Below are 26,343 nucleotides of genomic sequence, written 5' to 3' on the forward strand. Positions count from 1 at the left end.
ACACTCAAGCGACAGGCTCAATAGAGACCTCGATCCTCTCGATCTCCTCCAGCAAGCGATCTACCTTGAGCCGGACATCCTCACGTTCCTCCTGCATTCGAATGAGCTGTTCCTGATCCTTGCTTCGTGCGGCCTCTAGCGCACCCACCTGCTCCACCTGAGCCTTGATTACGGCCTGCAGCTCCTCCATCCGCTGCCCAAGACCTGCCTTCTCTTCCTTGAGCTTCGTCACAAGCGCAACCACCGTCATCACTCGACCTTCAAGATCTTCCAGCTTTTCGGCAAGCATCATACGGCCCTAGTCTGAAGGGTATTCTAACATGAGGTCTCCGCAGTTGCAGTCCTTACCCGATCGAGAGCCTACCAAAGTAATGCACCCTTGTAAAGCGAAACTTATCCTCGCAACCGCGCTCCGGTTAGTCGCTGTAACTGCTGAATAATGCAGGCCTCGACCTGGGCCACTTCGGCATCGGTAAGGGTGTGATCCGGGGAGCGGAAGATCAGCCCGATGCCGCACGATTTATGTTCCGGGGCCAGATCTTCCCCACGGAACAGATCGAAGAGCTCAACCCGGTGGAGCAGCGGTCTCCCGGCGTATCGGATGACCTCACAAAGCTCCGAGACCGGGACGCGCTCTGGAACGACGAGCGCCAGATCCCTTCGCATTGCGGGAAAGCGAGGCGGCGGGACGATCTGCAAGAACTCGCCCCCGATCACGCTCAGGAGCTGTTCCAGATCGAACTCAGCCAGGCAGACTGGGAATCGAACCTCAAAGTTGCGGGCCACCACCGGGTGGAGTTCTCCCATCACCCCAAGCCGTACATCCTTTGAGTACACGGCCGTCGTTCGCCCGGGATGAAACGGATGCTGATCCATGATCTGGACGAAGCGCGTCTCTCCGAGGTTCATGCGATCAAACAACTCCTCCACAACGCCCTTCAAATCGTAAAAATCCAATTGAGCAGTCGCCCGGCTCCATTGCCTCTGCCATCTTATCCCCGCCATACCGATGACCAGCATCTGCCGCTCCTCATGCAAGTCGGCCTGGCGCGGCAGATAGACCCGCCCGATCTCGAACAGACGAGGCCCAGCCTCGTCCTCGCGAATATTATTATTCAGACACTCCAGGAAGCTGGGGAGTAGCGACGTCCGAAGGATCTCCTGGTCAGGGGTCATCGGGTTCGCCAGACGAAGCCCAGTCGGCGTTTCAGCATCTTTCCCCACAACCATCTTGCCCAGGAGCCGTCGGCCGATCAGCGAATACGTCATCACCTCTTGCAGACCGCAGCCAACGAGCATATCGCTGAGCCGTTCGATAAGGACACGCATCGGCTGAGGCGGATGATCGGGCAGGCGGCCTGCCAGCGTTGTGGTTGGAATCTGATCGTAGCCAACCATGCGCGCGACCTCTTCCACGAGATCGGCGGGGATCTGAATGTCGCTTCTGTGCGCCGGCGCCCTTACCATGAGAGCGCTCCCATCTTCCCGGCAGTCAAACCCAAGTCGGCCGGCCAGTACGTCTCGAATGTGAGCTAACGTGAGATCAATGCCCAAGACGCGACGAAGCTCCACTGCGGTAAGCCTGAACTCAATCGCCTCTCGGGGAGCGGGGAACACATCCTGCAGCCCGCGCGACGCCTTGCCCCCACAGATCTCCACGAGAAGCTTGGTCGCCCGTCTCAATGCCAAGGTGGTGATGGCCGGTGGTAGCCCCTTGTCGAAGCGGAACGACGCCTCGGTCCGAAGTCGCAGCGCACGGCAGCTCTGCCGGATCGAGCCGGAACTGAAGTTGGCCGACTCGATCAACACGCTCTTCGTCAGCTCGGTCACCTCTGTCTCTGAGCCGCCCATGATCCCGGCAAGCGCCACTGGACGCGTGGCATCGGCAATCACCAGCATCCCGGGCGTCAGAGTCCGCAGGGTGCCATCAAGCGTCCGAAGCGATTCTCCATCTGTCGCGCGCCGCACCGCGATCCGCCTGCCATGAATCGTATCGTAGTCAAAGGCATGCAGGGGCTGCCCGTACTCGAGCATGACATAGTTGGTAATATCCACGACGTTATTGATTGGGCGCACGCCGGCTGCCGTAAGGCGCCTCTGGACCCACGAGGGCGAGGGGCCAACCGTGATCCCATGAATGACGGATGCGCTGTATCGCGGGCAAAGGTCGGGCGCCAGGATCTCAACCTGCACGTCATCCCGGACGTCTGAACCTTCCTCTTGGTAGGTCAGATCAGGCAGGTGCAGTGGCTCCTCCATAATGGCGGCCACTTCGCGCGCAACCCCAAGCATCCCCAGACAATCTGGTCTATTCGGCGTGACCTCTAGGTCGAGAATGGTGTCCCCTAGCACCGCATTGAGCGACAGGCCAACCTCGGCCTCACTGGGAAGGATCAGAACTCCCTCGTGAGCCTCCGACAGACCCAGCTCCTTCTCGGAGCATAGCACGCCTCGCGAGGTCACCCCCTGAATCTGGGCCACCTCTACCACGGTGGGTCGACCTGTCTGAGCGTCTATCAGGCCGGCCCCAACTGGCGCAAACGGCACCCTGTCACCGACGTTGAGATTCGTGGCCCCGCTCACAACCGTCATCCTCTCGCCAGACAGCCCTAAGCCTACTAAGGTGAGAGAGCAAGCCGTTGGGTGTGGGTCAATAGATTCGATCTGCGCGACAATAATCCCAGGCCAACCGTTGCCGCGCTCTTCGATCCCGCCTACCTCGGTTCCTGCCATGGTCAACCGATGGGCCAGTTGCTTGGCCGGCACCGCGACATCGACGTATTCAGATAACCATTTGAGCGACACTTTCATCGGGCTCATCAGATTCCTCGTAAAAGAGCTGTCAGCAATCAGCGCTCAGCCGTCAGCTTCAGATAAACCCCCCTGACCCCCCTTTTAAAAAGGGGGGATACGTATACGTGTTCCCTGCCTCCCCCTTTTGCAAAGGGGGATTGAGGGGGTTTTCGTGCGCTGTGGTGTGCCAGTAGCACATGGGCTGTTCCTCAGAAAATAGCCGTCAGTCTCGGACAAAACCAACCTTACGGTTGTACCCGTGTTTTGGCCTGCTCCATAGCGATCTGCTCAACATGTGACAAGGCCTTGGCGCCTGAAGCTCCCTCTATGGCCTTGATAGCTATGTCTTGAACCTGGCCTTTCGCCTCTTCCAGCCGCCTCTCGAGCGACTCGATATGCGTGGTCTGCCGTGATAGGTTCTCCTGGAGAGATCTTATCTGCAATTCGGCCAGACGGCGTTCAACTTCCGCATCCTTCGTGAGAAGCGCCACCTGTTGCCCATGGTTCCGCTCGGCTGACCTCACAGCCTCTGCGACGGCACGCTCCACCTCCCGCTGGAGTCGACCCTCAAACTCTTCGGCATCTTTCGACAATCGCGCAAATGCCGACTCCTTCTCTTTCAGATCGGCTTCGCGCAACTGCCAGCTCTTGTCCAGTGTCTCCTGTTTTTCGCGGTTCTTCTTCTCGATCAGCCGCATCCCCTCTTCGTAGTTGTCCTGAGCCTTCTTGCGCTCGAGCGTCTTCTTGTATTCGTATTCTTCAACCTCACGCTGGCGCTGCTTCTTGAGGGCATCCTCGTATTCCTTCTGTTCCCGTTCCCGTTGCCGATCCTGTTCATCCCAGGTAGCCCTCGCAGTGCCGATCTCGGCTTCCAGGGCCTCTTTCTGCTGCTGGTACTCCTTGACCAGTATATCCAAGGCCGTCGTCGCGACGTCGATCTTGTGTAGCCTTTCGATCTCCGCCTGCTCCAGCGTAATAGCCTCCCGAACCGACTGGAGCGTATTCACCTCACGCACCAGCTTGTCCGAAAGACCGGCGAGGAATCTGGAGATTTCGAGATTCAGATTCGTGACCCCCTGAACGACCCCTTCCACTGTGAGATCAGTAACAGCTTCGCGAACATCCATCTCTTTCTGCTTCAGAATCGCCTCGGCCTTCGCGGTCGACGCCTCCTTGGCTGACGTCACCTCTTCAACGATCTCCTCGAACTCCCGTTTAATCTCGCCCTTTGGCTTTTTTGCCTTACTGGGTGTCGGTTTCGGCGTTGACATGTATACCCCCTCTACTCGATTTTGCAATGTCAGAGTCGTTTCGATCCCACATTCGGATCATCACGGCTACCGCCGGAGACTATGTCAACAGCCGGTAAATGTCAACCAACGAGGGGAGAGCCGTCTCCACGGCGCGGACTCCTCCTCCTGAGGCTGGGCGACACTCGCTTGACATGCAACTCACCTGGGAGTAGCGTAAGTAATAATAAGTATTATGTCACCCTTAAGGTTTAACTTGAATACCCCGTTTCCGCGACCTGCATGTCTCAGACGTGATCGGGCAATGAGACCACTCTGCTTCTGCCATTTGTTATCGTTAGGTCGGGAGTATGATCGAAACGTATCGTCCGTCTGATTAACCCTGGCGAGGAGAAAAGGTGTTGAAGATTGAAGGTAACTACTCAGGCAGACAGGCTGTAGTCTTTCAGACTATAGGAACGTGCACAGGCGAGCCCGGCGTTTTCTGAATGCGACGCGAACATATTGGAGTCCGAAAAGGTTCCGGGCGCTTTGATTCGGTCCATGCGCAACGGCTAACAGCCTTCAGCCTAAATACCTTGTAGTTACGATCGAAGCTCAATAAAAGATAATCGCAAGTCACATCTTGTACTTACCGAAATCCTCCGGCTTAAGATTCTCAAGCCACTCTTTCCATTTGTCCGTTTCTTCTTTCTCTTCTGAGACCTCGATGTTCTTGGCTTGCGCCACTACGTTCTCGGCGACGAAGATCGGGGCGTTCGTGCGGAGAGCTATTGCGATGGCATCGCTCGGCCTGGCATCGATGCTTACGACACGACCGTTGTAATTCAGGTCAATGGTTGCGTAGAACGTATTCTCTTTCAGGTCATTGACGGTAATCTGTTGAACAGTGATGCCCAGACCGTCCAGAATGTTTTTTAGAAGGTCATGGGTCATCGGTCGAGGTGTCGACACCTTCTCGAGCTCTAGCGCAATGGCATTCGCTTCAAAGATCCCTACCCATATTGGCAGGGCGCGACGATCCTCCGGATCCTTCAAGATCACAATCGGCATATTCGTGATCGGATCCAGGGCAATGCCGCGTACTGTCATCTTAATAAGCATCATGCTCTCCTCATTGCTGAGTCTCGCGGAAGACGGAGGCGAGTTTTCGATAGGTTGCAGTCAGCCCTTCCGGGATGACCTTCGTTGATGCCACGATGGGCATAAAATTGGTATCCCCATTCCAGCGCGGAACAATATGTAAGTGCAGATGATCTTCAACGGCGGCTCCTGCAGCCTTTCCCTGATTCATGCCAATGTTGAAACCGTCAGGATTCATGGTCTGGCGCAGAAGCGATGTACTTCTAGCGGCCTCTTGGATAAGGTCAAGCTGCTCTTCCGCAGACAGCTTTTTCAGGTCATCGAGATGCCGATATGGCGCAATCATGATATGTCCAGGATTATATGGATAAAGGTTCATCAGGATGAATACGGACTTACCCCGATAAAGAACAAAGTTCTTTTCATCTTGCTGGGTTGATGGTATTTCGCAGAAAATGCAGTTTGAAGTGCAAGAGTTCTCCAGATAAACCATTCTCCATGGCGCCCATAATGATTCCATTGGAAATCAACCTGTCTACTGACGACTTTTGACCGCTCATCACTATATACTTGAATTGGCAGCGTCAAACTAGGATAAATCTACCATTCGATCCTTACTGCCGCAAGCCCTTTTTACGGTATTGCCGTCATGGTAGATAATCACATTCGTGAGGTCGAGTAAGTTAAGAGCTTCATTGACAGTTTTACAGCGATGTTCAGTCTGAGCGTGTCAAGGGGCGACCCTTGCCACGGCGTTCTGTTCATGCTTCGGCGGGCTCATCACGATCGGTAGGTGTGAGCTGCTGCCGTTGGCTGGTCGCAAAAGGAGCGTACCCTCACAGGGCTCATTGCCGCAGAGGCAACCTACGCGTGCCCTTGACGGGCGCGCAGCAGGCTCTTTCAGGACTAGAGACTAGCTGTCGATGAGCCGCCTCAATTCCTTGCCCGGTTTAAAGAAGGGGATTCGCTTTGGTGAAACGTGAACCGATTGGCCGCTTTGCGGATTACGGCCTTGCCGTGCGAGACGTTGCCTGGTGCGGAAGCTCCCGAAGCCACGAAGCTCCACTTTCCCGTCATCCTTCGAGGCCAGCGCCTTCGAGATGCTCTCGAGGATAGTATCAACTACAACTTCGGTATCTTTTTTAGTTAGACGCACTTGGGCAGCAACCAATTCTACCAAGTCGGCCTTTGTCATCGCTGGAAACTCCTTCATATTCACGAACTGTATCGATCCCGCACAAGTTCGTGCGGTTTAATCACCCAAGAAGATAATTTACAGAGAGGGTTAAGGGTGAATGAATTGGCAGATTGATGTCAAGCGGACTCAGACCGCGAACCAGATCGAGGAGGAATGGTCGCCGCTTTCGCTCCTGGATCACTGTCGGTTTTCCGCGGATTCCAGCCAGAGTACCTGCCTGGTCAATAGCGTCCTGAAGATTGCCCAGTTGGTCCACCAATCCAAGTGACTGTGCCTCTCTTCCACTGAAAATCCGCCCGTCGGCTATTGCTTCAACCTTTTTACGATCTATTTTTCTGCCCTCGGCCACCACGTCGATAAACTGGTTGTGTACATCGTCAAGCATCGATTGAAGGATCCGGCGCTCAGAATCTGTCATCTCGCGGGTAGGAGAAGCGAGGTCCTTATGCTGACCGCTCTTAACGACCACTGACTTCACTCCGATCTTTTGCAAGAGACCAGATATATTCGGAACTTGGAGCAGCACCCCTATGCTTCCAGTGATAGATCCGGGATTAGCCACAATGAGATCCGTTGCGCTCGCTATGTAGTACCCACCTGAAGCTGCAAGGCTTCCCACGGATGTGACTATAGGTATCTTGTTGACCCGGCGACTCTTGAGAATTTCTTCATGGATCTCCTGAGAAGGCGCCACACCGCCCCCTGGACTGTTGATCCTGATGACGATGGCCTTGACGGATGGGTTCATTCGGTATTTTTCGAGCTGCTCGATAACCTCCCTTGAATCCAGGATGGCCCCTTCGACCGTGATCAGCGCGACCTTGCTTCCGCCCAACTGCTCCCATCTGCCAAGTGAGAAGGCCAGGCTGAACAGGACCAGCAAGCTCACGAACACTGCCAGGCTGACGATCAACCAAGTTCGCTTCATCGCCCCGCTCTCCTCTACGAGGCTTCGAGTTCCTCCCCCTGGGGATCGGATGGGTGCTGATCTGGGGGGGCCTGGTCAGTAGTCTTGTTGGTGGCGTTCTGGCTATCAAGATAGGCGCGAAGGCTCAGTCCAAGCTTACGCTCGTTAGCGTCCAACTTGATGATCTTGAGCGAGAACTCCTGGTCGATGGAAACCACATCCTCGGGCTTAGCTACTCGTTCATGGCTCAGTTCGGAGATATGGAGAAGCCCTTCCACACCGTCTTCCAATTCGACGAAGGCCCCAAAATCGGTCAGACGGACCACCTTGGCTTTCACGTCCATGCCTACCTGGTACTTATCGAGGACGGTAGATTGCCATGGGTCGGGCTGGCTTTGCTTCAGGCCGAGGGAGATTCGACGATTCGTTTTATCGGTGTGCAAGACAACCGCCTCAACTTTGTCTCCTCGCTTTAAGATCTCAGAGGGGTGTCGGACCCGCTTGGTCCAGGACATATCGGACACATGAATCAGTCCGTCTATCCCCTCGTCCAACTCAACGAACGCGCCGAAGTCGGTAAGGTTCCTGACGGTCCCTTCGACGCGCATCCCCACCGGGTAGCTTTCCTCGATCGACAGCCATGGGTTGGGTTCGATCTGGCGAAGCCCTAATGAGATCCGCTTATTGACCTTGTCGACATCCAAGACCATAATCTCTATAGAGTCCCCGACTGAGACGATCTTAGAGGGGTGTTTCACCCGCTGGGTCCAAGACATTTCAGAGATATGAACCAGCCCCTCGATCCCCTCAGCGAGCTCAACGAAGGCGCCGTAGTCGGTCAGACTCACTACTTTGCCGCGAATACGGGAGCTGATAGGAAACCGCTGATCGACATCCTCCCACGGGTCCTTCAAGCGCTGCTTGTGGCCAAGGGACACGCGTTCCGCTACCCGGTCGAACTTAAGGACCACGACCTCGATCTCATCACCGACGGTGAAGAGCTCGGAAGGATGACCGACGCGGCCCCAGGACATATCGGTGATATGAAGCAACCCGTCCAGTCCGCCGAGGTCAATGAACGCGCCGTACTCAGTAATGTTCTTGACCTTACCTCGGATGATTTTTCCCTCTTCCAGCGATTGCAGGGTCTTATCCTTGAGCCCTCGCCGCTCCTCCTCGAGTAACTCCCGTCGGGACAACACGATATTGCCTCGACGCTGATTTAATTTTATCACTTTCATCGGGAAGCTCTTCCCGATCAATCTATCGAGGTCGCGGACAGGTCGGAGATCAACCTGGGAGCCCGGGAGAAAGGCCCTCACGCCAATATCTACCGTCAAACCACCTTTTGTGCGGCCCAAGATCATTCCGCTAATCGCTTCTCCCTGCTCATAGGCCAGACGAATATCATCCCAGACCTTGGTCTTTTCCGCTTTCTCTCTCGAGAGGACAATGAGGCCATCGTTATCCTCTTTCTGCTCCAAGTAGACATCGACAACATCCCCAACCTTAACCGTAAGTTCTCCAGAGGGAGACAGGAACTCCTTGATTGGTACGGCCCCTTCAGACTTATAGCCGATATCGATCAGGACCATTTCGTTCCTGATCTCCAGCACAGTCCCCTTGACGATCTCTCCCTCAGCGATTTCCTGCAGGCTCTGGGCATACAGGTCAGCCATCTCTTGGGAGTGCTCTTGGTCGTGAAGCTCGCGATCGAGCTCGTCCGTTGATGTGTACATAGCCTCCTCCAACTTGCCCGTCTCAGACATCATACCCCTTTGTTCCTCTCTTTGATGAGGTGCTTATCCTTCCCACATTTACTCATTGATCCCTCGCTTCTTTGTCGGTATAGCGTCTCCTATAGCGCAAGCGCAATAGGCTGCTCATTGAGAACCACTCGCTGGTCGGGTCTTAAGAGCGGCGATATTTTCCATAATGGTCTGGCTGAACAGCTCGGCATGGTCTTGTCTTTTCCCCATTTGTCCCTCGCCAAACCGTAATGGCGGCCCGAACTTTATAACGATTCGATACGGCCTGGGAAACCATGCGCCCTTGGGGAGTACCTTCCCCGTTCCCTGATGCAACACCGGAACCACTGGTGCGCCCGTTCGCGCCGCAATCAGTCCAATCCCAGGTTTGGCAGGCCGTAACTCAATTCCATCTCCGCGCGTCCCTTCAGGAAATATGGCAATGACTTCGCCTGCTTCCAAAATGGAGGCCGCCTGCTTAAAGGCCTGCAGGTTGATTCGGGTCCGATTGATTGGAAACGTACCGAACTGCCGAAGCAGCCAACCCAATAGGGGGAAACGAAACAGTTCCTTCTTAGCCATGAAACGGACCGGGCGCCGAACCGAGACCATGATGACGATGGGATCTATAAAGCTTACGTGATTCGCCGCCAGGATCGTTGGTCCAGTGCGGGGAATAAACTCCTCCCCCTCGATATGGAGGCGAAAGACGACCCTTGCGATCCCGAGGCATAAAAAGCGACTCGTGATAGATACGGCACGAGCGATCGCCTTTTCAAGAGAAAGGCCCCGGAAAAAGGCATTCCACATGGTATAGGATTACCTCCCGCAAAGGCAAGAACAAATTCAGCTCACTCACATGAAGGCTTTTCAGCTAGCCGCCTTCCGTCTGATTTCCTCTTCCATCGCATCAATAACCTCGGAGGCTCGCAGGTCACTAGTATCGATAGTCACAGCCTCGTCGGCCTTTCGCAGTGGCGAGGCGTGTCGGCCCATATCCCTTGCATCTCGCGCCGTAATCTCCTCTACAAGTTCCTCCACCCCTCTGGTATTATCTACCGCCTGCAACTCAAGGTGCCGGCGGTTCGCCCGCACCTCTAAACGAGCCGTAAGATAGAATTTTACATCAGCGTCCGGGAAGACGACCGTACCAATATCACGCCCGTCCATCACGATACCTCCATGCACGGCCATTCGTCGCTGGTGCGCCACCATCACACAACGAACATCCGGGTGGGTAGAGATTCTCGAAGACGCCTGTTCCACCTCGCGCTTCCTGATATGCCCGCTAACATCCTCACCATCAACAAGGATCCGCTCGCGATCGCCGACAGATTCGAGAGCGATACAGGTTTCATCGACAAGCCGCCGTAGGCATTGCTCATCATCCAGATCGAGGCCCGCCTGCAGCGCCTTCCACGCCAGAGCACGATACATGGCCCCGCTGTCGATATAACGGTACCCTAGCCGCTTGGCCAGCAGGCGCGCCGCCGTGCTTTTTCCTGCTCCCACGGGCCCGTCAACCGCGATAATGAAACCGTCCATAGTCCTTCTCAACTGGTCCCCAACGCCAGGTTGCTTGTGCGCCCAACATCTGCATACGGAATGGCTGCCCCGGGCAGGATGGCGTCCAATCGTGTCCAGAAATCCGGAAACGAGCTGCTGACACAAGATGAATCGGAGATGGTGGTGCTCCCTCTTGCCGCCAGGCCCGCCACAGCCACGGCCATTGCCATCCGGTGATCTCCCCAACTGTCGCAGTGACATCCGGAGAGCGACGCGCCGCCGTGGATCACTAAGCCATCGGGGCATTCCTCGATCTGTACACCGAATCGACGAAGCTCTTTGACAAGAGCGGCGAGCCGGTCTACCTCCTTGACCCGAAGTTCGGCTGCATTCCGTATAATAGTGGAACCATCGGCGAGCGCCGCAGCCACAGCAAACACCGGGATCTCGTCGAGCATCCGGGGGATCAGGGCGCCGGCTACCTCGGTCCCGTGTAGCGCTTGACTCCTGACATGAAGGTCGGCAACCGGCTCACCGGAGATGATACGCCGGCAGCTTACCTCAATCACCCCACCCATCGACCGTAGCGCATCCAACAGGCCGGTTCGGGTCGGATTGATGCCCACCTGTCGCAATGTCAACTCTGACCCTGGAATCACCATGGCCGCGACAATAAAGAAAGCCGCCGCTGAAAAATCACCCGGAATATCGACCTGAAACGACGGGATCTTCTTAATGCTCTCTACTCGGAGACTCAAGCCGTTGCGGTGGATGGGTATGCCGAGCGCTTCGAACATCCGCTCCGTATGATCGCGAGAGAGGGATGGCTCAGTGACTGTCGTCTCCCCTTCGGTGAAGAGCCCGGCCAGCAGGATCGCGGATTTGACCTGGGCGCTGGCGATTGGGCTGACATAGTCGATCGCCTTCAGGTGTGTTCCCATGATGGCGAGGGGAGGGAAGTTGCCGCCCTCACGACCCAGGATAGTTGCCCCCATCGACCTCAGGGGCGTGGCAACCCTGGCCATCGGCCGTGCGCGCAGATACTGGTCGCCCGTAAGCACGGAAAAGAATGGCTGTGCCGCCAGCACGCCCGCCAGGAGCCTCATGGTTGTTCCGGAATTCCCGACGTCCAGGATCTTGTCCGGTTCCTTAAGGCCGTGCAGCCCGCATCCTTGAATCCGTAGTCGGTCGCCGCCTAACTCTTCAACCGTTGCACCCATTGTGCCCATGGCCTTGGCGGTGTGACGACAGTCATCACTTCTAAGCGCGCCGGTAATCTCGGTGACTCCATCAGCTAACGACCCCAAGATGATCGCACGATGGGTGATCGACTTATCGCCTGGAAGGGTCAGTTCACCCTTCAGCGAGCCGATAGGGTTGACCAGCATCCGCCCTATACCAGTCTTGACCATGCCGTCTCGATTCGCTCTACGAGCAAGCGAAGCACGTGCTCGTTCATCGCCGATCCTTCTACAGAAAGCCACTCGATCTCGTCTTCGTGACGGAACCAGGTGAGCTGACGTTTGGCATACCGTCGCGTATCACGCTTGAGAGACGCGACCGCGTCATTAATGCTAATGTGCTCTTTCAGGTGCCCGATCATATGACGGTACCCGATGGCTCGTAGAGGCCGCAGTACGGGGCTGTAGCCCCGATCGAGCAGACCCTGGACCTCACGCACCAATCCCTGGGCCATCATCGCCTCTACCCTCGCCTCAATCCGCTGATACAGCTCCTGACGATTCCGCTCAAGTCCGAACTGCAGTACGGGCCCCAGGATCGGTTTGTGGTTACGACGCGCCTCTGCCCGGAGCGTAGAGATGGGACGTCCGCTTACGGCTGCCACCTCAAGCGCCCGCACGATCCGAAAGAGGTCGTTGGGATGGATTGCCGCAGCCGCCTCTGGGTCGCTGGTCTCGAGCCGCTGGTGAAGGGTCGCGCTACCTATCCGTTCGGCCTCCTGGTACAGTGTCTCTCTGAGCGGGGTCATCTCCCATGGTCCACTAAACAGGCCACGGAAGAGCGCGCGGAGATAGAGGCCGGTTCCTCCTACCAGGATCGGGAGACGTCCACGAGCGCGGATATCGGCAATGGCAGCAGAAGCCAGCCTCGCATAATCGGCCGCCGTGAAGGATTGGTTGGGCTCTACAAGGTCCAGGAGGTGGTGCGGCACGCGCCTTCGCTCGTCAGCGCTTGGCTTCGCTGTCCCGATGTCTAGACCGCGGTAGACCTGCATCGAGTCGGCCGCGATGATCTCGCCCCCCACCCTCTCCGCCACGGCGAGAGCCATGGAAGACTTCCCGACTGCAGTCGGACCCGCGAGCACAATGAGCGGCACAGAACTCAAGAGATTGCTGCCTCCTTTTTACCCCTAACAGCCTTGTAACTACTCAGGTAGATAGGCTGAAGGCTGAAGGCTTTTAGGGGTAAGTCATGCGTGATCAGACAAAACTCCGAAAAGGTCTTGAATAGCTCGATTCGTGCCTTGCGAGATAATTTAGAACCTTCAGTCTTCAGCCTTCAGTCTAAACGCCTGATTAGTTACAAAGCCTTCAGCCTTCAGCCTATTTACCTGTTACCCGGACAGCTTTAATGCCTGCAGGATCTGGAAGGTGGCTTCAGATTTATTGAGGAGGTAAAAGTGCAGGCCGGGGATACCTGCGTCAAGTAGTTCTCGACATTGCTGGATGGCGTATCGTACCCCCACGCCGATCTGTCCATCAGGATCATCTCGATGCGCCTCCAGCTCGGTAAGAAATGAGGCCGGCATCTTGGCCCCACACATGGATGTAATACGCTGAACCTGGCCCAAGTTGAGGACCGGCAGGATACCTGGAATGAGAGGCACTGCAATTCCGGCCTCTTCGTAACGCCTGCGAAAGTCGAAGAAATCGCGATTGTCATAAAAGAGCTGCGTGATGACGGCGTCGGCGCCCGCTTTCACCTTTCGCGCCAGGTTCGCCAAATCGACCGCAGGGCTTGGCGCCTCCTGATGCGTCTCGGGGTAGCCGGCGACAGCAATGCTAAAATGGCGAAACTCTTGCCGAATCAGCGTTACCAGTTCATTGGCATACGCCAACCCACCCTCTGGCTTTTCAAACTCTGCCTGCCCCTTTGGAGGATCGCCGCGCAATGCGACGATGTTCTCAAGACCCAGATCGGCAGCCTCCTCCAACCAGCGCAGAATCTCCTCTATGGTCGATCCCACACAGGTCCGGTGAGCTGCTGTGGTCACGCCAAATGTCTTGCTGATCCTGGCAGTCAGCTCCAGGGTATTTTCGCGAGTCGATCCTACGGCGCCATAGGTGCATGACACAAACGAGGGGCGGTACGCCATCAGGGCCTCGATGGCGGCGAACAACAGGATCTCCCCGGCCTCAGTCTTGGGGGGGAATATCTCGAAGGAAAGTCCAACCTTGCCTGTGCCGTACACGTCGACAATCTTCATTCGTCTCAGCCACTACTCCTATACCACTGTCTGCCTTCAAGCGCGTACGCGAGCAGAAGTCCAACAGCAGCCAACACCGTACAGGAGGGCCCTTGATTGCCATGGGACGCTATAGACAAAGGCCCTCGCCTCTGTCCGCCCATCTGCGAGGGCCTATTGTATCGCAGCCTATCGGTTGTTTGAATCTACTGGGGGTTCATTCCCCGCGGCTTGCCGCGCGTTCGTCATACCGGCGGAAGCCGGTATCCAGAGGCCCAGACTGGATTCCCCCGTATCAAGTCCGGGGCAGGCTTGTCAAGCACGGAATGACGGGCCAGAACAGAAGACGACACCCCGCGGCTTGCCGCGGGGTAGTTCATTAATGCGCTGACCTGAGCGTCGTGATCCGTATACCCTGGCTCCATTGAGACTGCTGCTTAATGTGTCCCCGGTCCCTTGATCCAGGTCATCATGGACCGCAGATCCTTACCAACCTTCTCGATCGGATGCTCCGCCTCCTGCTTGCGTATCGCCAGGAAGCTTGGCCGACCGGCCTGGTTTTCGAGGATCCACTCTCTGGCAAAGGCGCCACTCTGGATCTCTTCAAGTATCTTTCTCATCTCGGCCTTGACACGCTCGTCAACGACGCGGGGACCGCGGCTATAGTCCCCGTATTCCGCCGTATCGCTGATCGAATAGCGCATGTACGCCAAGCCTCCCTGGTACATGAGGTCAACGATCAGCTTCAGCTCATGCATGCATTCGAAGAAGGCCAGCTCAGGCTGGTAGCCGGCATTTACCAGTGTCTCAAATCCGGCCTTGACCAGGGCAGAGGCCCCTCCGCACAAGACGGCCTGTTCGCCGAACAAGTCAGTTTCAGTCTCCTCGCGAAAGGTTGTCTCGAGTACGCCGGCCCTCGTACATCCGATCCCTTTGGCATAGGCCAAGGCCATTGCCTTCGCGTTCCCCGACACGTCCTGGTGGATAGCCAGCAGCGCCGGAACGCCGCCCCCTTCCGTAAAGACCTGCCGCACAAGATGTCCCGGCGCCTTGGGCGCGATCATCGATACATCCACAGTTGGCGGAGGAAGGATTTGATGGAAGTGTACGTTGAAGCCATGGGCAAACATCAAGGTCTTCCCTGGTGTGAGCGCTCTCTCGATTGACTCCTGGTAGACCTGTCGCTGGGTTTGGTCAGGCAGCAGCATCATGATGACATCTGCGCTTAAGGCTGCTTCCTCACAGGTGGCGACCTTCAGCCCATCAGACTTGACCTTGTCCCACGATTTGCTCTCCCGGTAGAGGCCGACGATCACGTCGAGACCACTATCTTTAAAGTTGAGCGCATGGGCATGGCCCTGACTTCCATACCCCATGATGGCAATTGCCTTCCCTTTGAGCAGATTCAGATCAGCATCCTGGTCGTAGTACAGCTTAGTCATATGCCCTCCACACCCCTCTCCCCTACTCGGCGAGCCCAACGACCTTCTTGGTGTCCGGCCCCTTCACCGTCTCTTCTGTCTGTTTGCTGAGCATCTTGCTGCCTCTGGTCATAACCGTCATACCGGTTCTCGCGAACTCCTGAATACCGTACGGCCTGAGGAGTTCAATAAAGGCGTTCAACTTATCCTCGGCGCCGGTTAGCTCAACCATGTACGAAAAGGGAGCCACATCGACCACCTTGGCCCGAAAGATATCGGCGATCTGGAGAATTTCAGCTTTTGCCTCCGATTTGGCTTTCACCTTCACAAGCACAAGCTCCCGTTCGACAAACTCCTCACCAGTCAGGTCGGTGACACGGATCACGTCAATAAGCCGATTGAGCTGCTTGACCGCCTGTTCCACCACCGAGTCGTCCCCCCTCACCACAAGGCTCATCCGAGAGATGGATGGATCCATGGTCTCCCCAACGGTGAGGCTGTCGATGTTGTACCCTTTGGCGGCAATAAGGGCGGCAATACGAGCCAGGACTCCTGCACGGTTCTCGACGAGCAGGGTGATGATATGACGCGCCCCAACCTCTTTCGGTGTCTTCCTGGCTTTGTCGCTCATCTCAAACCCTGAAACAGCTTCTCAGGAATCGGATCACCGTAGTCTATGATCTCCTTGATCGCCCCGCCTGGTGGAATCATAGGAAAGCAATTTTCTTCACGCTCTGTGACCACATCAACGATGACCGGGCCTGGCGTGGCAAAGGCCTTCTCCAGGACCGGCCTCACCTCGTCCGGCCGCTTGGCGCGAAGTCCGACCACCCCATATGCATCTGCGAGCTTCACGAAGTCCGGCTGGATCGTCAGGTCCACCTGGGAATATCGCTTGTTGTAAAAGAGATCCTGCCACTGCCGTACCATTCCGAGATAGCCGTTGTTGATAATCACTACCTTGACTGGCAGGTTATTCTCAACGCAGGTAATAAGATCCTGATTGGTCATCTGAAAGCTCCCGTCGCCATCGATGCAAATCACAAGATCTTTGGGGAAAGCCGCCTGGGCGCCCATGGCCGCCGGGAATCCATAGCCCATCGTCCCAAGACCGCCGGAGGACAGCCATCGACGAGGTTTTCGACCTCGATAGCGCTGTGCCGCCCACATCTGGTGCTGGCCGACGCCAGTTGAGATGATCGGGTTCATCTCCTCACTGACCTCAAAGACCATGTCGATGGCATACTGCGGTTTGATTATGTCCTGCATAGGGCCGTACCGCAGCGGGTGTTTTGCCTTCCATTCCGCGATCTGGGCATACCACTCCTCAAAGTGGCCGGCCCAGTTCCGTTCGACTTGACATACTTCTTTATTAAGCTCAACGAGCACTTGCTTGACATCGCCCACAATCGGGACATCCACATGCACAGTTTTCCTGATCGAGGTAGGATCGATGTCGATGTGGATGATCTTGCATTGTTTGCCGAACTCGGACAGTTTCCCTGTCACGCGGTCATCGAATCGTGACCCGATAGCGATCATCAGATCGCAGTGAATCATCGCCATGTTCGACCAGTAGGTTCCGTGCATCCCCACCATGCCGAGCCATCGCGGATTGGATGTATTGAACGCGCCTAAACCCATGAGCGTGAGCGCAACCGGGATCTGGGTCATGTCGACGAGCTCACGAAGCTCTTCGTACGCGTCGGCGTGAATGATCCCGCCCCCGCCATAGATGAGCGGTCGGTTAGCGGTTTTCAGTAACTCAACAGCCCGCTTAATCTGGCCCGCATGGCCTTGCGTTGTCGGCTTGTACCCGCGGATGTTCAGCTCTTGCGGATGGCCGCGATACTCCGCGCGTCCCATAAGGACGTTTCTTGGAAGGTCAACCAGCACCGGCCCAGGTCGACCGGAGCGAGCGATATGGTACGCTTCCTTCACGATCCGGGGGATATCTTCGGTCTTGAGGGCAAGAAAGTTATGCTTGGTGCAGGTGCGCGTGGTCCCAACAACATCCGCCTCTTGAAAGGCGTCGCAGCCCATGGCCGTCGTAGGCACTTGACCAGTAAAGACTACGATGGCCATTGAATCCAGCAGGGCGTCAGTCAGGCCTGTAACGGTATTGCAGGCCCCCGGTCCAGAGGTCACCATGACAGTCCCCACCTTGCCGCTGGCCTTATAGTAACCTTCCGCGGCGTGCGTTGCGCCCTGCTCATGGCGGCAGAGGATATGACGGATCTTTGGGGCTACGGCGCTATCGGTCATCACGTCATAGGTATGCATGATCGTGCCGCCCGGCATGCCGAAGATAGTGTCAACGCCCTCCTCGACCAGGCTCCTCAGCAATATCTCCGACCCCGTTAATTTCATGACCGTATCTCCTCGTACCCCTGACCCCGTAAACTTACAGCTCTTTCGAGACGCCGAATTGGCTCAGCATCGATTGGTAACTTACCAATTTATCTAGCACGTCCCCCTCTTAGCGTCAATGCAAATCTTCCCATACCGGTAACCATTCAGTTACGGGTGGAAAATCTCCCCTAGCCCCTCTTTTCCAAAGAGGGGGACTACCCGTTTCCCCCTTTGAAAAAGGGGGATTAAGGGGGATTTTATAAAAACATACCACATTTTATTTAATGATTTCCCCCCTCCCACTGAATGGTTACCCATACGGGGTATCCCATCAGACCCGTCGCCTCCAGCCAATGAACCACTGCAGTAAGCCTTTCAGCTCCTCAGAACCCATGCAGGCTGCCGCAGCGAGGAATACGGTAAAACTTGCCACAAGCTCGAACGTGAGCAACCCAGCGCGACGAAGCACCGGTTCAACCGTCACCGGATCACGGAAGTGGACAAGCGATACGGCGATCAGAGCCATTGCTACGGCGGCCCCGCCTAGCGGCGCGAGCGAGCGAAAGCTTAATCCGGGGAGCTGCCCCAGTCGCCGCCGTAGGACAATCAGTAACAGACCCAGGTTCACGAAGGATGAGAGGCTTGTCGCCAAAGCCAGGCCTACAAGTCCCATTGGGCGCATCAGCAGAAGAGAAGATGCAATGTTGACCATGACGGCCACCATGCCGATCTTGACCGGCGTCGCCGTATCCTGAAGCGAGTAGAAAGCTGGAACTAGGATGCGGTTCGACACATAGGCCCCAAGGCCGAAGGCGTAGAACAACACGACCTCAGCGGTGGCCAGGGTCACAGTCCGATCAAATGCGCCCCGCTCAAAGAGGAGTTGGACAATCGGGATCCTGAACACCATCAGGCCTACCATAGCTGGTAGTGTGACGAAGAGAACAAGACGGATCGCGTAGGCCACAGTGGCTCCAACCTCCCCAAGGGAACGGCTTGCCGCCTGCCTGGCCATGGCGGGGAACGCCGCTGTGGCAATTGCCACACCGAAAACACCGATCGGAAGCTGGATCAGTCGAAAGGCGTAGTAAAGGATCGAGATCCCCCCCTCACCCATCAGCGAAGCGAGCAAGGTGCCGACAAAAACATTGACCTGCGTAACGGCCAGCCCTGCGACCCCTGGCGTCATGAGACGTGTGATACGCCCAACAGCAGGATCGCTGAGATCGAAACCCCGGTGGGCGCCCATCCCACGTCTCCACACCACTGGAATTTGGACCAGGAGTTGGCCGACACCTCCGATCAGGACGCCGATTGCGAGTGCCATGATCGGCGGATCTACATAGGGTGTCAGAAAAAGGGCGCACCCGATCATGGCGATGTTCAGTATGCTGGGCGACAGCGCCGGGGTGGCGAAGTGACCCTGCGAATTGAGAATCCCCATGAAGAGCGCCGCTACCCCGATGAACAGGATATACGGAAACATCAACCGGGTGAGATAAATGGCAAGATGAAGTTTTTCCGGGATGGATTGGAATCCGGGGGCGATGAGCCGGACCAACCACGGCGCGAGTAAAATGCCGGCGATGGAGATCAATACGAGGAGCAGTGCCAGTAGTGTCAAGATGGTCCATGCCAGCCGCCAGGCACTCTCGCGTCCACGCTTGGTGAACGCTTCGGTGAAGACCGGGATGAACGCCGCCGAGAGGGCCCCCTCCCCAAGTAGCTCGCGTAACATGTTTGGGAGGCGGAAGGCAGCAAAGAAGGCGTCGGTTGCGGTTCCGGCGCCGAACGTCCTGGCAATGATCAGATCGCGGACAAAACCAAGGATACGGCTTAACAGGGTGGCCCCGCTCACCACGCCGGCAGCTCGTACGATCTTCCCCGGACGTTCCTGTTCCATCAGAAATTCCTTGACAAGTGAGTGCCGCTCCATTGTAATGAGTAGCGCGGTTTACCCTCCCGTGTACCGGGGGGACACGATACGCCATAAAGGAGAAGCGGAACGATGCCAATAATCAAGTCAGCGCAGAAGCACATGAGGCAAAGCCAGAAGCGACGATTGCGCAATCGCGCAGCGAAGAGTAGCTTAAGGACAGTCATCAAGAAGGTGCGAGTGGGGATAGAAGAGCGTGATCGGGATGCTGCGCAGAAGGCATACCTACTTGCCGTGCCGTTAATTGATAGGGCCGCCAGCAAAGGCTTCATCCACAAGAACGCTGCGGCTCGCTATAAGTCAAGACTCGCTCTCCAGCTCCAGGCCCTCCCGTCTGCGTCGTAGGGCTCACGTTCTGCAGAGGCTCCAGACCAGTCCACTCAAGACCATAGGGGCTGCAGATCTGCCCGACTTGATGGCCATGTCGGCTCGTGAGATCGACTGGAGGGCGCCCGTTAACTGCCCCCAGGAACGCGAGGCGCCTTGTTCCGCCAGGGTCGCGACGACGCGAGGCGGTAGGCGGCCGATGGTCATCCTGCTCACCGGGGTCCCCTGCTCCCGTAGTGCTTTTGCCTGAAATAGCAGGCGGATCTGGCGGGCCAGCATCCCGAGGATTTTCAAGGGCTCTTCGCCGGCATCTAAAAGACTCGTGAGACTGCGAAGCGCCCCATCCAGGTCTCTTCCCGATACGGTATCGGTCAGTTGGAAGATCGTTCGTACCCGGGTCTCACCAACCATGGCTTCGATATGTTGCGGCAGTATCTCCACGCCCTCCCCACCGAACAGCGCGAGCTTTTCCACGGCATAAATCAACTGGCGAAGATCGTCACCCACCAGGTCAATGAGCAGACTGATCGCGTCTGGCTGCAACCGCACGCCCCGCTCCTTGGCTGCTGCCACCAGCGCTTCCTTCAACGAATCAGCCTTCATGTGATCAAAGTGGAGGACCATCCCTTTCTTTTGAATCGCCGCCGCCAATCGGGTTCTGAGGTCAAGGCTCCTCCCCGCCAGCACCAGGCAGCTTGTAGGAGAGGGATCGTTCAGATAGGCGAGCAACTCCTCCTGCTGCGCCTTCGAAAGCTCATCGACACCTCGGACCAGGACAACCCGACGCGGCCCCAGAAACGGTAACGTCCGAGCGCTCCCCAGGATCGACTGTGTCCCTGCCTCCCCTGGCCGAATCTGGTCGAGATTGAGGTCTCTCTCGCTCTCCGTCAGCAATGCATCAAGGAGTTGGTTAAGTGCCTGTTCCCGGCGGTACTCATCCTCCCCGTAAAGACAGTAGACGAGCGCAACCTCCCCTCTGCGGACCTGTTCGGCAACCGAGTGGCCTGTCTTGACTAAGCGTCCCATCACACCCCGTCCAGCACCCTACTCACCACCTGGTCGGCGAGATCCGCCACCGCCCGAAGCGTTGCCTCATCCTCGGCCGCCCTGGTAGAAGTGACCCCTGACCCCGTAAAGTAGTAGGCCACACCTGTAACGCCGTCTCGGAGGAGCACCTTATCCTCCAGCCGATGTTTCACCGTAAAGGAGAACGAGATGCTCGTCCGTAGGCGCTTGGCCTGGTCTGAGGAGCTGAAGGCAAGCGGCTCTTCGGCAAACCCTTCAATGGCCCCTTCCAGAAGAGCGTCGGCGCCCTCCTCCACGACGCGGATCCGGCCTTCGGCCTTAAGCCTCCGGATCAGCGCATCTCTCAGGGCTGATAGAACGGTGGGACGAAGAGTTTTATTTTTGAGGGTCCCGATACTGATCGTCCTGACGGAGGACTGAAGAGCGCTGACCTCCCCAGACCCCAGTGGCCGATAGCCGCATCCAGCCAGCGCCAGGACTACCGCTATACAAATGATCGCCCTCATCAGACTCCTCCAGTCACAATATTCACCAGCTTCTTCGGCACCACGACCACCTTCTTAATCGGTCTGTCCTCCAGCCACACCTTGACCCGCTCGTCCGCGAGGGCTGCCTCACGCATGGCGCTGTCGTCGGCGCCCGCAGGCAGGAAGAGTCGGCTACGGACCTTTCCGTCTACCTGGATGACCATCACAATCTCCTCTGCCGTGATGACGGACGGGTCGTAGGTCGGCCATGTCGCGCGAAAGATGCTTCCGTTACGACCAAGTCGTTCCCACAGTTCCTCACACAGATGCGGCGCAAAGGGCGACAGGAGCAGCAGAAGGGTCTCGACGGCATAGCTGTAAGCGAAACGCCGCTCATCAGCTTCATCCGCAGGGCCCACCAGCTCGAAGCGGCCCATCTCGTTGGCAAGCTCCATAAGGGCGCTGATGGCCGTATTAAAGTGAAACTCCTCCTCGATATCCTCTGTGACACGTTTGACCGTCTGCTGGGCCTTTCGGTACAAGGCGCGACCGGCAACGAGCCTGGGGAAGGGTATTGGCGTGGAAGGTTGTTTGAGGAGCGCCTCCTGGTCCTCAACTAGGCGGACGATTTTGCTCAGAAAGCGGAACGATCCCTCTACCCCCTGGTCAGACCACTCCAGATCTCTTTCCGGCGGGGCGGCGAACAGGCAAAACAGTCTGGCCGTATCGGCCCCGTACCGCGCCAAAAGATCCTCGGGATCGATCACGTTCTTTTTCGATTTCGACATCTTCTCGATCCGTCCAATCTCGATCGGACGGCCGCATGCCTTGCAGGCGCGATCGGTATCCACCTCCTCCGGCAGCCGGAACCCATGCTCCGGGCACTTGTAGGTTTCCTTGCACACCATCCCCTGCGTCAACAACCTCCTGAATGGCTCATCGACAGCGATGAGGCCCAGGTCGCGGACCGCTTTGGTGAAGAAGCGGGCGTACAACAGGTGGAGAACCGCGTGCTCGATCCCTCCGATATACTGATCCACCGGCATCCAGTAGTTGACACGAGCAGGCGTAACCGGTCCATCCTCGGCCTCCGGACTGGTGAACCGGAGGAAATACCAGGACGAATCGACAAAGGTGTCCATCGTATCCATCTCCCGCCTGGCGGGACCGCCGCAACGTGGACATGCAACGTGGGCAAACGTGGCGACCTTCTGGAGCGGGGAGCCCCCCTTCATCGTGACCTCAACATCCTGAGGCAGGATGACCGGCAACTCCTGGTACGGGACCGGGACTACTCCGCACCCATGACAGTAGATGATCGGGATCGGGTTGCCCCAATAGCGCTGCCGTGAGATCCCCCAGTCGCGGATCCGGTAGTTCACCGTTCGCTTCCCGATCCCCTCCCGCTCCAGGAAGTCCGCGATCGCCTCGCGCGCCTGCTCACTGCCCAGGCCCGTGAACGGGCCGGAGTTCACCAGTACGCCCTGCCCCTCGTGCGCCTGCTGCATGGTGGTCTCATCCAGATCGATATCGATGGGCCTCACAGCCAGGCGGATCGGCAGACCGTACTGCTTCGCGAACTCAAAGTCTCGCTGGTCGTTGCTCGGCACCGCCATAATGGCGCCGGTGCCGTACTCCAGCAGGACGAAGTTGCCGATCCAAACGGGAATCCGCTCATGCGTGAGCGGATTGATGGCGTAGGCGCCTGTGAACACCCCCTCCTTCTTTGTGTCGGCTACCGCTCGCTGCGTCCTGTCTTCCAGCTTCATCCGGTCGACGAATGCCCTGACCTGCTGCTCCTGCGGCGTGCCTTTCGAGAGGCTGAGAGCAAGCGGGTGCTCCGGGGCCAGGACCATGAAGGTTGCCCCGAAGAGCGTGTCCTGACGGGTGGTGAAGATCGTCAACGCCTCTTCTCGCTCGACGAGCGAGAAGCGCACCTCCGCCCCGACGCTCTTGCCGATCCAGTTGCGCTGCATCACCTTGACCGGCTCAGGCCATCCGTGCAGCTCATCTAAGCTACTCAGCAGCTCTTCAGCGTACGCGGTGATCCTGAAGAACCATCCCGGTAGCTCCTTCTGCACAACGGACGTCCCGTCCCGCCAGCAGAGCCCACCCTCCACCTGCTCATTGGCCAGAACGGTCTGGCAGGACTCACACCAGTTGACGGTAGACGACTTCTTGTAGACCAGCCCCTTCTCATAAAGCTTCAGGAAGAGCCACTGTCCCCACCTATAGTAGCCTGGATCGCTACACGTGATCTCACGCTGCCAATCGTAGGAGAACCCCATCCATTTAAGTTGGGTTCGCATGTAGGCGATATTGTCGCGGGTCCACTTGGCCGGGTGCGTGCGGTGCTCGATGGCTGCGTTCTCTGCCGGCAGACCGAAGGAGTCCCAGCCCATCGGGTGCAACACATTGTACCCCCGCATCCGCAGAAACCGGGCCAGCACGTCGCCGATCGCATAGTTACGCACGTGGCCCATGTGGATCCTGCCGGACGGATATGGGAACATCTCCAGGAGATAGAACTTGCGCTTCCCGGACTCTTCCGTAGCCGCGAAGGCGCCACTCTCCTCCCACACCCGCTGCCACTTCGCTTCAATCGTCTTAAAGTCGTAGCCCCGCGCCATTGATTCCTCAGAAAAAGTGTTCAGCCGTCAGCCTCGGACAAGTCCCCCGTATTCCCCCTTTTGCGAAATCCCGCATCGGGTCTCCCCCCTTTGCCAAAGGGGGGTTAGCCGTAGGTCGGGTTAGCGTAGCGTAACCCGACAACTCGGCTGAGATCGGCTGAAAACGTAACATAGGCCCTCAGATTGCGCAAGCGCGAAGCAATGCCTCATGCGCCTGCGGAACAAGCCCATGAGCATCAACGTCCGTGGCGCGAGGCCAACGGCTAAACCGTGAGTATGCTAAGAGTAGTCCAGATGCAAAGCTGGCTCTACTCGATTAACCGGCCCTTCATCCCTTCCCCATAGCCGCCATCGCAAATAGCCTTTGACGATGATACCACTAATGATACTATAGAAACATGAGTACAATAGAAGACGCACTCAGCCATATACGTCGGAATCCACGGGATGTACGATTCAGCGATTTATGCAGAGTGTGCGACCATTATTTTGGCGAACCTCGCCAGGGAGGGAGCAGTCATCGAATTTATAAAACCCCGTGGCAAGGCGATCCAATGATAAATATTCAAAATGATAAGGGGAAAGCCAAAACATATCAGGTTAAACAGGTTCTTCTGGCAACAGAAAGATTGGAGGTAGATCATACCCATGAAAAAAGATAAATTTACCTACCGGGTAACATGGTCTGATGACGACAACGAGCATGTTGGTCTCTGTGCTGAATTTCCCAGTCTTAGTTGGCTGGCAAGAACGCCGGAATCAGCCCTAAAAGGCATTCGTAAAGTGGTTGACGATGTCATGAGGGATATGCATAAAAAGGGTGAGGCCATCCCCGAACCGATATCGTCCCGCCATTTCAGCGGCAAATTCATGGTGCGGGTTCCACCTCAGGTTCATCAGAAACTGGCCATCCAGGCCGCTGAGTTTGGCGTCAGTCTGAATCGGCTTGCCAGTGCAAAATTAAGTCAGTGAACTACCACCGAGCGAGCTTTATGATTCAAGATCCGGACCATTCCGGCGATGATGACCGTTTCATTCTTCTCGGATTAAGCTCCTCTATTCGCATGATGGTTGTTTTGTCATTGCTCCAGTGCTCCTTCCCTTCCCTCCGCTCCGGGAGAACCAGGGGCACGAAACCGACCGCTTCGCGGCGGCTCAGCCCCGCCTTAGCCGGTTGCCGCTTGAGGCTCACAGGCCAAGGGTGAACCAGAGATGCCGTACTTGCTGATCGCAAACCTTTTGGTACTCCTGCACCTTTCCTTTGTCGGGTTTGTAGTCTTGGGCGCCCTCCTGGTGCTGCGTTGGCCACGGCTAGCCTGGATTCATATTCCCTGCGCGCTCTGGGGCGCGCTCATCGAGTTCGCCGGGTGGGTCTGCCCGCTCACCCCTCTTGAGATTCGGTTCCGCCAACTGGGTGGCCAGGCGGGGTACGCGGGCGGCTTCATCGAGCACTATCTGCTGCCAGTCCTCTACCCGCAGAACCTGACCCGGCCGGTGCAGGTGGTTCTCGGGACGCTGGTTCTGATCCTCAACGCGGCGACATACAGGCGCTTGTGGCGCCGCCGTACAAGCGGTAACGTCTAACATGGAAATGGAACGCGAGCCGCGTCCACTACAGACGGCGAGGGGCGCGCAAAGCTTTTGACAACAGGCTGATACCAGCCTATTATTAAGACATGATTGAAGTCCGCCTTTCGCCTGAAGCCGAAGCTGACAAAGAACGGCTCCCAATCCGGATGAAATACCTGCTGGATGATGTCCTGTAACGCCTAGAGTCCTGGCCCCAGGTTTCCGGGGTGAAATGGCTGAAGCACGAGTGGACGGGCCATACCCGCATCCGCATGGGTGACTGGCGTGTGATCTTCAGGATTGAAAACGATGTGCTGGTGGTTCGCATCCAACACCGCAGCGAAGTGTACGAGGAGTAGGAGGACATCATGACCGTCGGAACGCTGATGATCGACAATGTGGAGTTTGTGGTAGTGCCCAAGGCGGAATGGCTTCGCCTGTTGGGCAAGGCCGCGCCCGAGGCCCTTTCTCCCGCCCGTCAGAGCGTGCGCGAAAGCATTGGTCGCGATCTCCGTAAGGCCCGCGAGGCCGCCGGACTGACTCAAGCTGAGCTTGCCAAGAAGCTGAGGAAATCCCAAGCGATGGTGAGCGGGGCCGAGAACGGCACGGTCAAGACGGGCTGGCCCTACGCCAAGGCCGTACTGAAGGCCTGTGGACTTCCGGAGGACTGGAAGGCCCCGAGTTGAGCACAGGCAAAACCTAA

Annotated in this window: 26 protein-coding genes; 6 read left to right on the forward strand and 20 right to left on the reverse strand. The window is 56.9% G+C overall.

Annotated elements, in window-relative coordinates:
* Positions 1-4: 4 nt before the first annotated feature.
* The 17 genes from CLG94_RS03990 to murJ all read right to left on the reverse strand — a co-directional run bounded on the left by CLG94_RS03990 (position 5) and on the right by murJ (position 19,588).
* Complete coding sequence (locus CLG94_RS03990) at positions 5-292, reverse strand: hypothetical protein (protein WP_239993107.1); 288 nt, start codon at positions 290-292, stop codon at positions 5-7.
* Between the two features lie 101 nt (positions 293-393).
* Positions 394-2,820: a phenylalanine--tRNA ligase subunit beta gene (gene pheT / locus CLG94_RS03995; RefSeq protein ID WP_239993108.1), complete on the reverse strand. Its 2,427-nt coding sequence runs from the start codon at positions 2,818-2,820 to the stop codon at positions 394-396.
* Positions 2,821-3,038: 218 nt separating this feature from the next.
* Entirely contained in the window at positions 3,039-4,064 is a 1,026-nt protein-coding gene (locus CLG94_RS04000; RefSeq protein WP_107561584.1) for a coiled-coil domain-containing protein, read from the reverse strand.
* A 597-nt stretch (positions 4,065-4,661) separates the two neighbouring features.
* Entirely contained in the window at positions 4,662-5,147 is a 486-nt protein-coding gene (locus CLG94_RS04005; protein WP_018129813.1) for a bifunctional nuclease family protein, read from the reverse strand.
* Between the two features lie 10 nt (positions 5,148-5,157).
* Positions 5,158-5,646: an HIT family protein gene (locus tag CLG94_RS04010; protein WP_107561585.1), complete on the reverse strand. Its 489-nt coding sequence runs from the start codon at positions 5,644-5,646 to the stop codon at positions 5,158-5,160.
* Positions 5,647-6,039: 393 nt separating this feature from the next.
* Positions 6,040-6,321 carry an HU family DNA-binding protein gene (locus CLG94_RS04015; RefSeq protein WP_107561586.1) on the reverse strand — a complete coding sequence of 94 codons (282 nt, stop codon included), beginning with the start codon at positions 6,319-6,321 and terminating at the stop codon, positions 6,040-6,042.
* A gap of 61 nt (positions 6,322-6,382) precedes the next feature.
* Complete coding sequence (sppA, locus tag CLG94_RS04020) at positions 6,383-7,252, reverse strand: signal peptide peptidase SppA (protein ID WP_107561587.1); 870 nt, start codon at positions 7,250-7,252, stop codon at positions 6,383-6,385.
* 14 nt (positions 7,253-7,266) lie between these two features.
* Positions 7,267-9,003 (reverse strand): 30S ribosomal protein S1, encoded by a 1,737-nt coding sequence (locus CLG94_RS04025; RefSeq protein ID WP_107561588.1) that lies wholly within the window; start codon positions 9,001-9,003, stop codon positions 7,267-7,269.
* Positions 9,004-9,114: 111 nt separating this feature from the next.
* Complete coding sequence (locus CLG94_RS04030; RefSeq protein WP_107561589.1) at positions 9,115-9,789, reverse strand: lysophospholipid acyltransferase family protein; 675 nt, start codon at positions 9,787-9,789, stop codon at positions 9,115-9,117.
* A 60-nt stretch (positions 9,790-9,849) separates the two neighbouring features.
* A complete protein-coding gene (gene cmk, locus CLG94_RS04035) occupies positions 9,850-10,524 on the reverse strand; it encodes a (d)CMP kinase (protein ID WP_239993109.1) in 675 nt (224 codons plus the stop codon).
* A gap of 8 nt (positions 10,525-10,532) precedes the next feature.
* Complete coding sequence (aroA, locus tag CLG94_RS04040) at positions 10,533-11,897, reverse strand: 3-phosphoshikimate 1-carboxyvinyltransferase (RefSeq protein ID WP_432264755.1); 1,365 nt, start codon at positions 11,895-11,897, stop codon at positions 10,533-10,535.
* Positions 11,879-12,823: a tRNA (adenosine(37)-N6)-dimethylallyltransferase MiaA gene (gene miaA / locus CLG94_RS04045; protein ID WP_107561591.1), complete on the reverse strand. Its 945-nt coding sequence runs from the start codon at positions 12,821-12,823 to the stop codon at positions 11,879-11,881. The genes aroA and miaA overlap by 19 nt, the downstream gene beginning before the upstream one ends.
* A 237-nt stretch (positions 12,824-13,060) precedes the next feature.
* Positions 13,061-13,933: a methylenetetrahydrofolate reductase [NAD(P)H] gene (gene metF / locus CLG94_RS04050; protein ID WP_107561592.1), complete on the reverse strand. Its 873-nt coding sequence runs from the start codon at positions 13,931-13,933 to the stop codon at positions 13,061-13,063.
* Between the two features lie 416 nt (positions 13,934-14,349).
* Positions 14,350-15,354: a ketol-acid reductoisomerase gene (ilvC, locus tag CLG94_RS04055; RefSeq protein WP_107561593.1), complete on the reverse strand. Its 1,005-nt coding sequence runs from the start codon at positions 15,352-15,354 to the stop codon at positions 14,350-14,352.
* A gap of 22 nt (positions 15,355-15,376) precedes the next feature.
* Positions 15,377-15,964, reverse strand: a complete 588-nt coding sequence (ilvN, locus tag CLG94_RS04060; RefSeq protein WP_107561594.1) for an acetolactate synthase small subunit — start codon at positions 15,962-15,964, stop codon at positions 15,377-15,379.
* Positions 15,961-17,703 carry a biosynthetic-type acetolactate synthase large subunit gene (gene ilvB, locus CLG94_RS04065; RefSeq protein WP_107561595.1) on the reverse strand — a complete coding sequence of 581 codons (1,743 nt, stop codon included), beginning with the start codon at positions 17,701-17,703 and terminating at the stop codon, positions 15,961-15,963. The genes ilvN and ilvB overlap by 4 nt, the downstream gene beginning before the upstream one ends.
* 313 nt (positions 17,704-18,016) lie before the next feature.
* Positions 18,017-19,588, reverse strand: a complete 1,572-nt coding sequence (murJ, locus tag CLG94_RS04070; RefSeq protein ID WP_161954012.1) for a murein biosynthesis integral membrane protein MurJ — start codon at positions 19,586-19,588, stop codon at positions 18,017-18,019.
* A 105-nt stretch (positions 19,589-19,693) separates the two neighbouring features.
* Between murJ and rpsT the strand changes: the two genes are divergently transcribed.
* Positions 19,694-19,966 carry a 30S ribosomal protein S20 gene (rpsT, locus tag CLG94_RS04075; RefSeq protein ID WP_107561597.1) on the forward strand — a complete coding sequence of 91 codons (273 nt, stop codon included), beginning with the start codon at positions 19,694-19,696 and terminating at the stop codon, positions 19,964-19,966.
* A gap of 3 nt (positions 19,967-19,969) precedes the next feature.
* Here rpsT and holA read toward each other — a convergent pair whose 3' ends face one another.
* From holA to leuS, 3 genes are read right to left on the reverse strand one after another with little or no spacing between them, the layout of a single operon-like run.
* On the reverse strand, positions 19,970-20,974 hold the full coding sequence (holA, locus tag CLG94_RS04080; RefSeq protein ID WP_107561598.1) for a DNA polymerase III subunit delta: 1,005 nt from the start codon (positions 20,972-20,974) through the stop codon (positions 19,970-19,972).
* Entirely contained in the window at positions 20,974-21,480 is a 507-nt protein-coding gene (gene lptE, locus CLG94_RS04085) for an LptE family protein (RefSeq protein ID WP_107561599.1), read from the reverse strand. Before lptE ends, holA begins: the two co-directional genes overlap by 1 nt.
* Positions 21,480-24,071, reverse strand: a complete 2,592-nt coding sequence (gene leuS / locus CLG94_RS04090; RefSeq protein ID WP_107561600.1) for a leucine--tRNA ligase — start codon at positions 24,069-24,071, stop codon at positions 21,480-21,482. Before leuS ends, lptE begins: the two co-directional genes overlap by 1 nt.
* Positions 24,072-24,469: 398 nt before the next feature.
* Between leuS and CLG94_RS13955 the strand changes: the two genes are divergently transcribed.
* From CLG94_RS13955 to CLG94_RS04115, 5 genes are all read left to right on the forward strand, one after another.
* Entirely contained in the window at positions 24,470-24,733 is a 264-nt protein-coding gene (locus CLG94_RS13955; protein ID WP_107561601.1) for a toxin HicA, read from the forward strand.
* Positions 24,720-25,043: a type II toxin-antitoxin system HicB family antitoxin gene (locus CLG94_RS04100; protein WP_107561602.1), complete on the forward strand. Its 324-nt coding sequence runs from the start codon at positions 24,720-24,722 to the stop codon at positions 25,041-25,043. Before CLG94_RS13955 ends, CLG94_RS04100 begins: the two co-directional genes overlap by 14 nt.
* A 240-nt stretch (positions 25,044-25,283) precedes the next feature.
* Positions 25,284-25,655, forward strand: a complete 372-nt coding sequence (locus tag CLG94_RS04105) for a DUF2784 domain-containing protein (RefSeq protein WP_107561603.1) — start codon at positions 25,284-25,286, stop codon at positions 25,653-25,655.
* 212 nt (positions 25,656-25,867) lie between these two features.
* Positions 25,868-25,999 (forward strand): type II toxin-antitoxin system RelE family toxin, encoded by a 132-nt coding sequence (locus tag CLG94_RS13960; protein WP_133174632.1) that lies wholly within the window; start codon positions 25,868-25,870, stop codon positions 25,997-25,999.
* 9 nt (positions 26,000-26,008) lie between these two features.
* The gene (locus CLG94_RS04115) at positions 26,009-26,326 is read left to right on the forward strand and encodes a helix-turn-helix domain-containing protein (protein WP_193450629.1); all 318 of its coding nucleotides are present in this window, start codon (positions 26,009-26,011) and stop codon (positions 26,324-26,326) included.
* Positions 26,327-26,343: the final 17 nt, after the last annotated feature.

It is taken from the genome of Candidatus Methylomirabilis limnetica, assembly GCF_003044035.1.
Classification (GTDB): domain Bacteria; phylum Methylomirabilota; class Methylomirabilia; order Methylomirabilales; family Methylomirabilaceae; genus Methylomirabilis; species Methylomirabilis limnetica.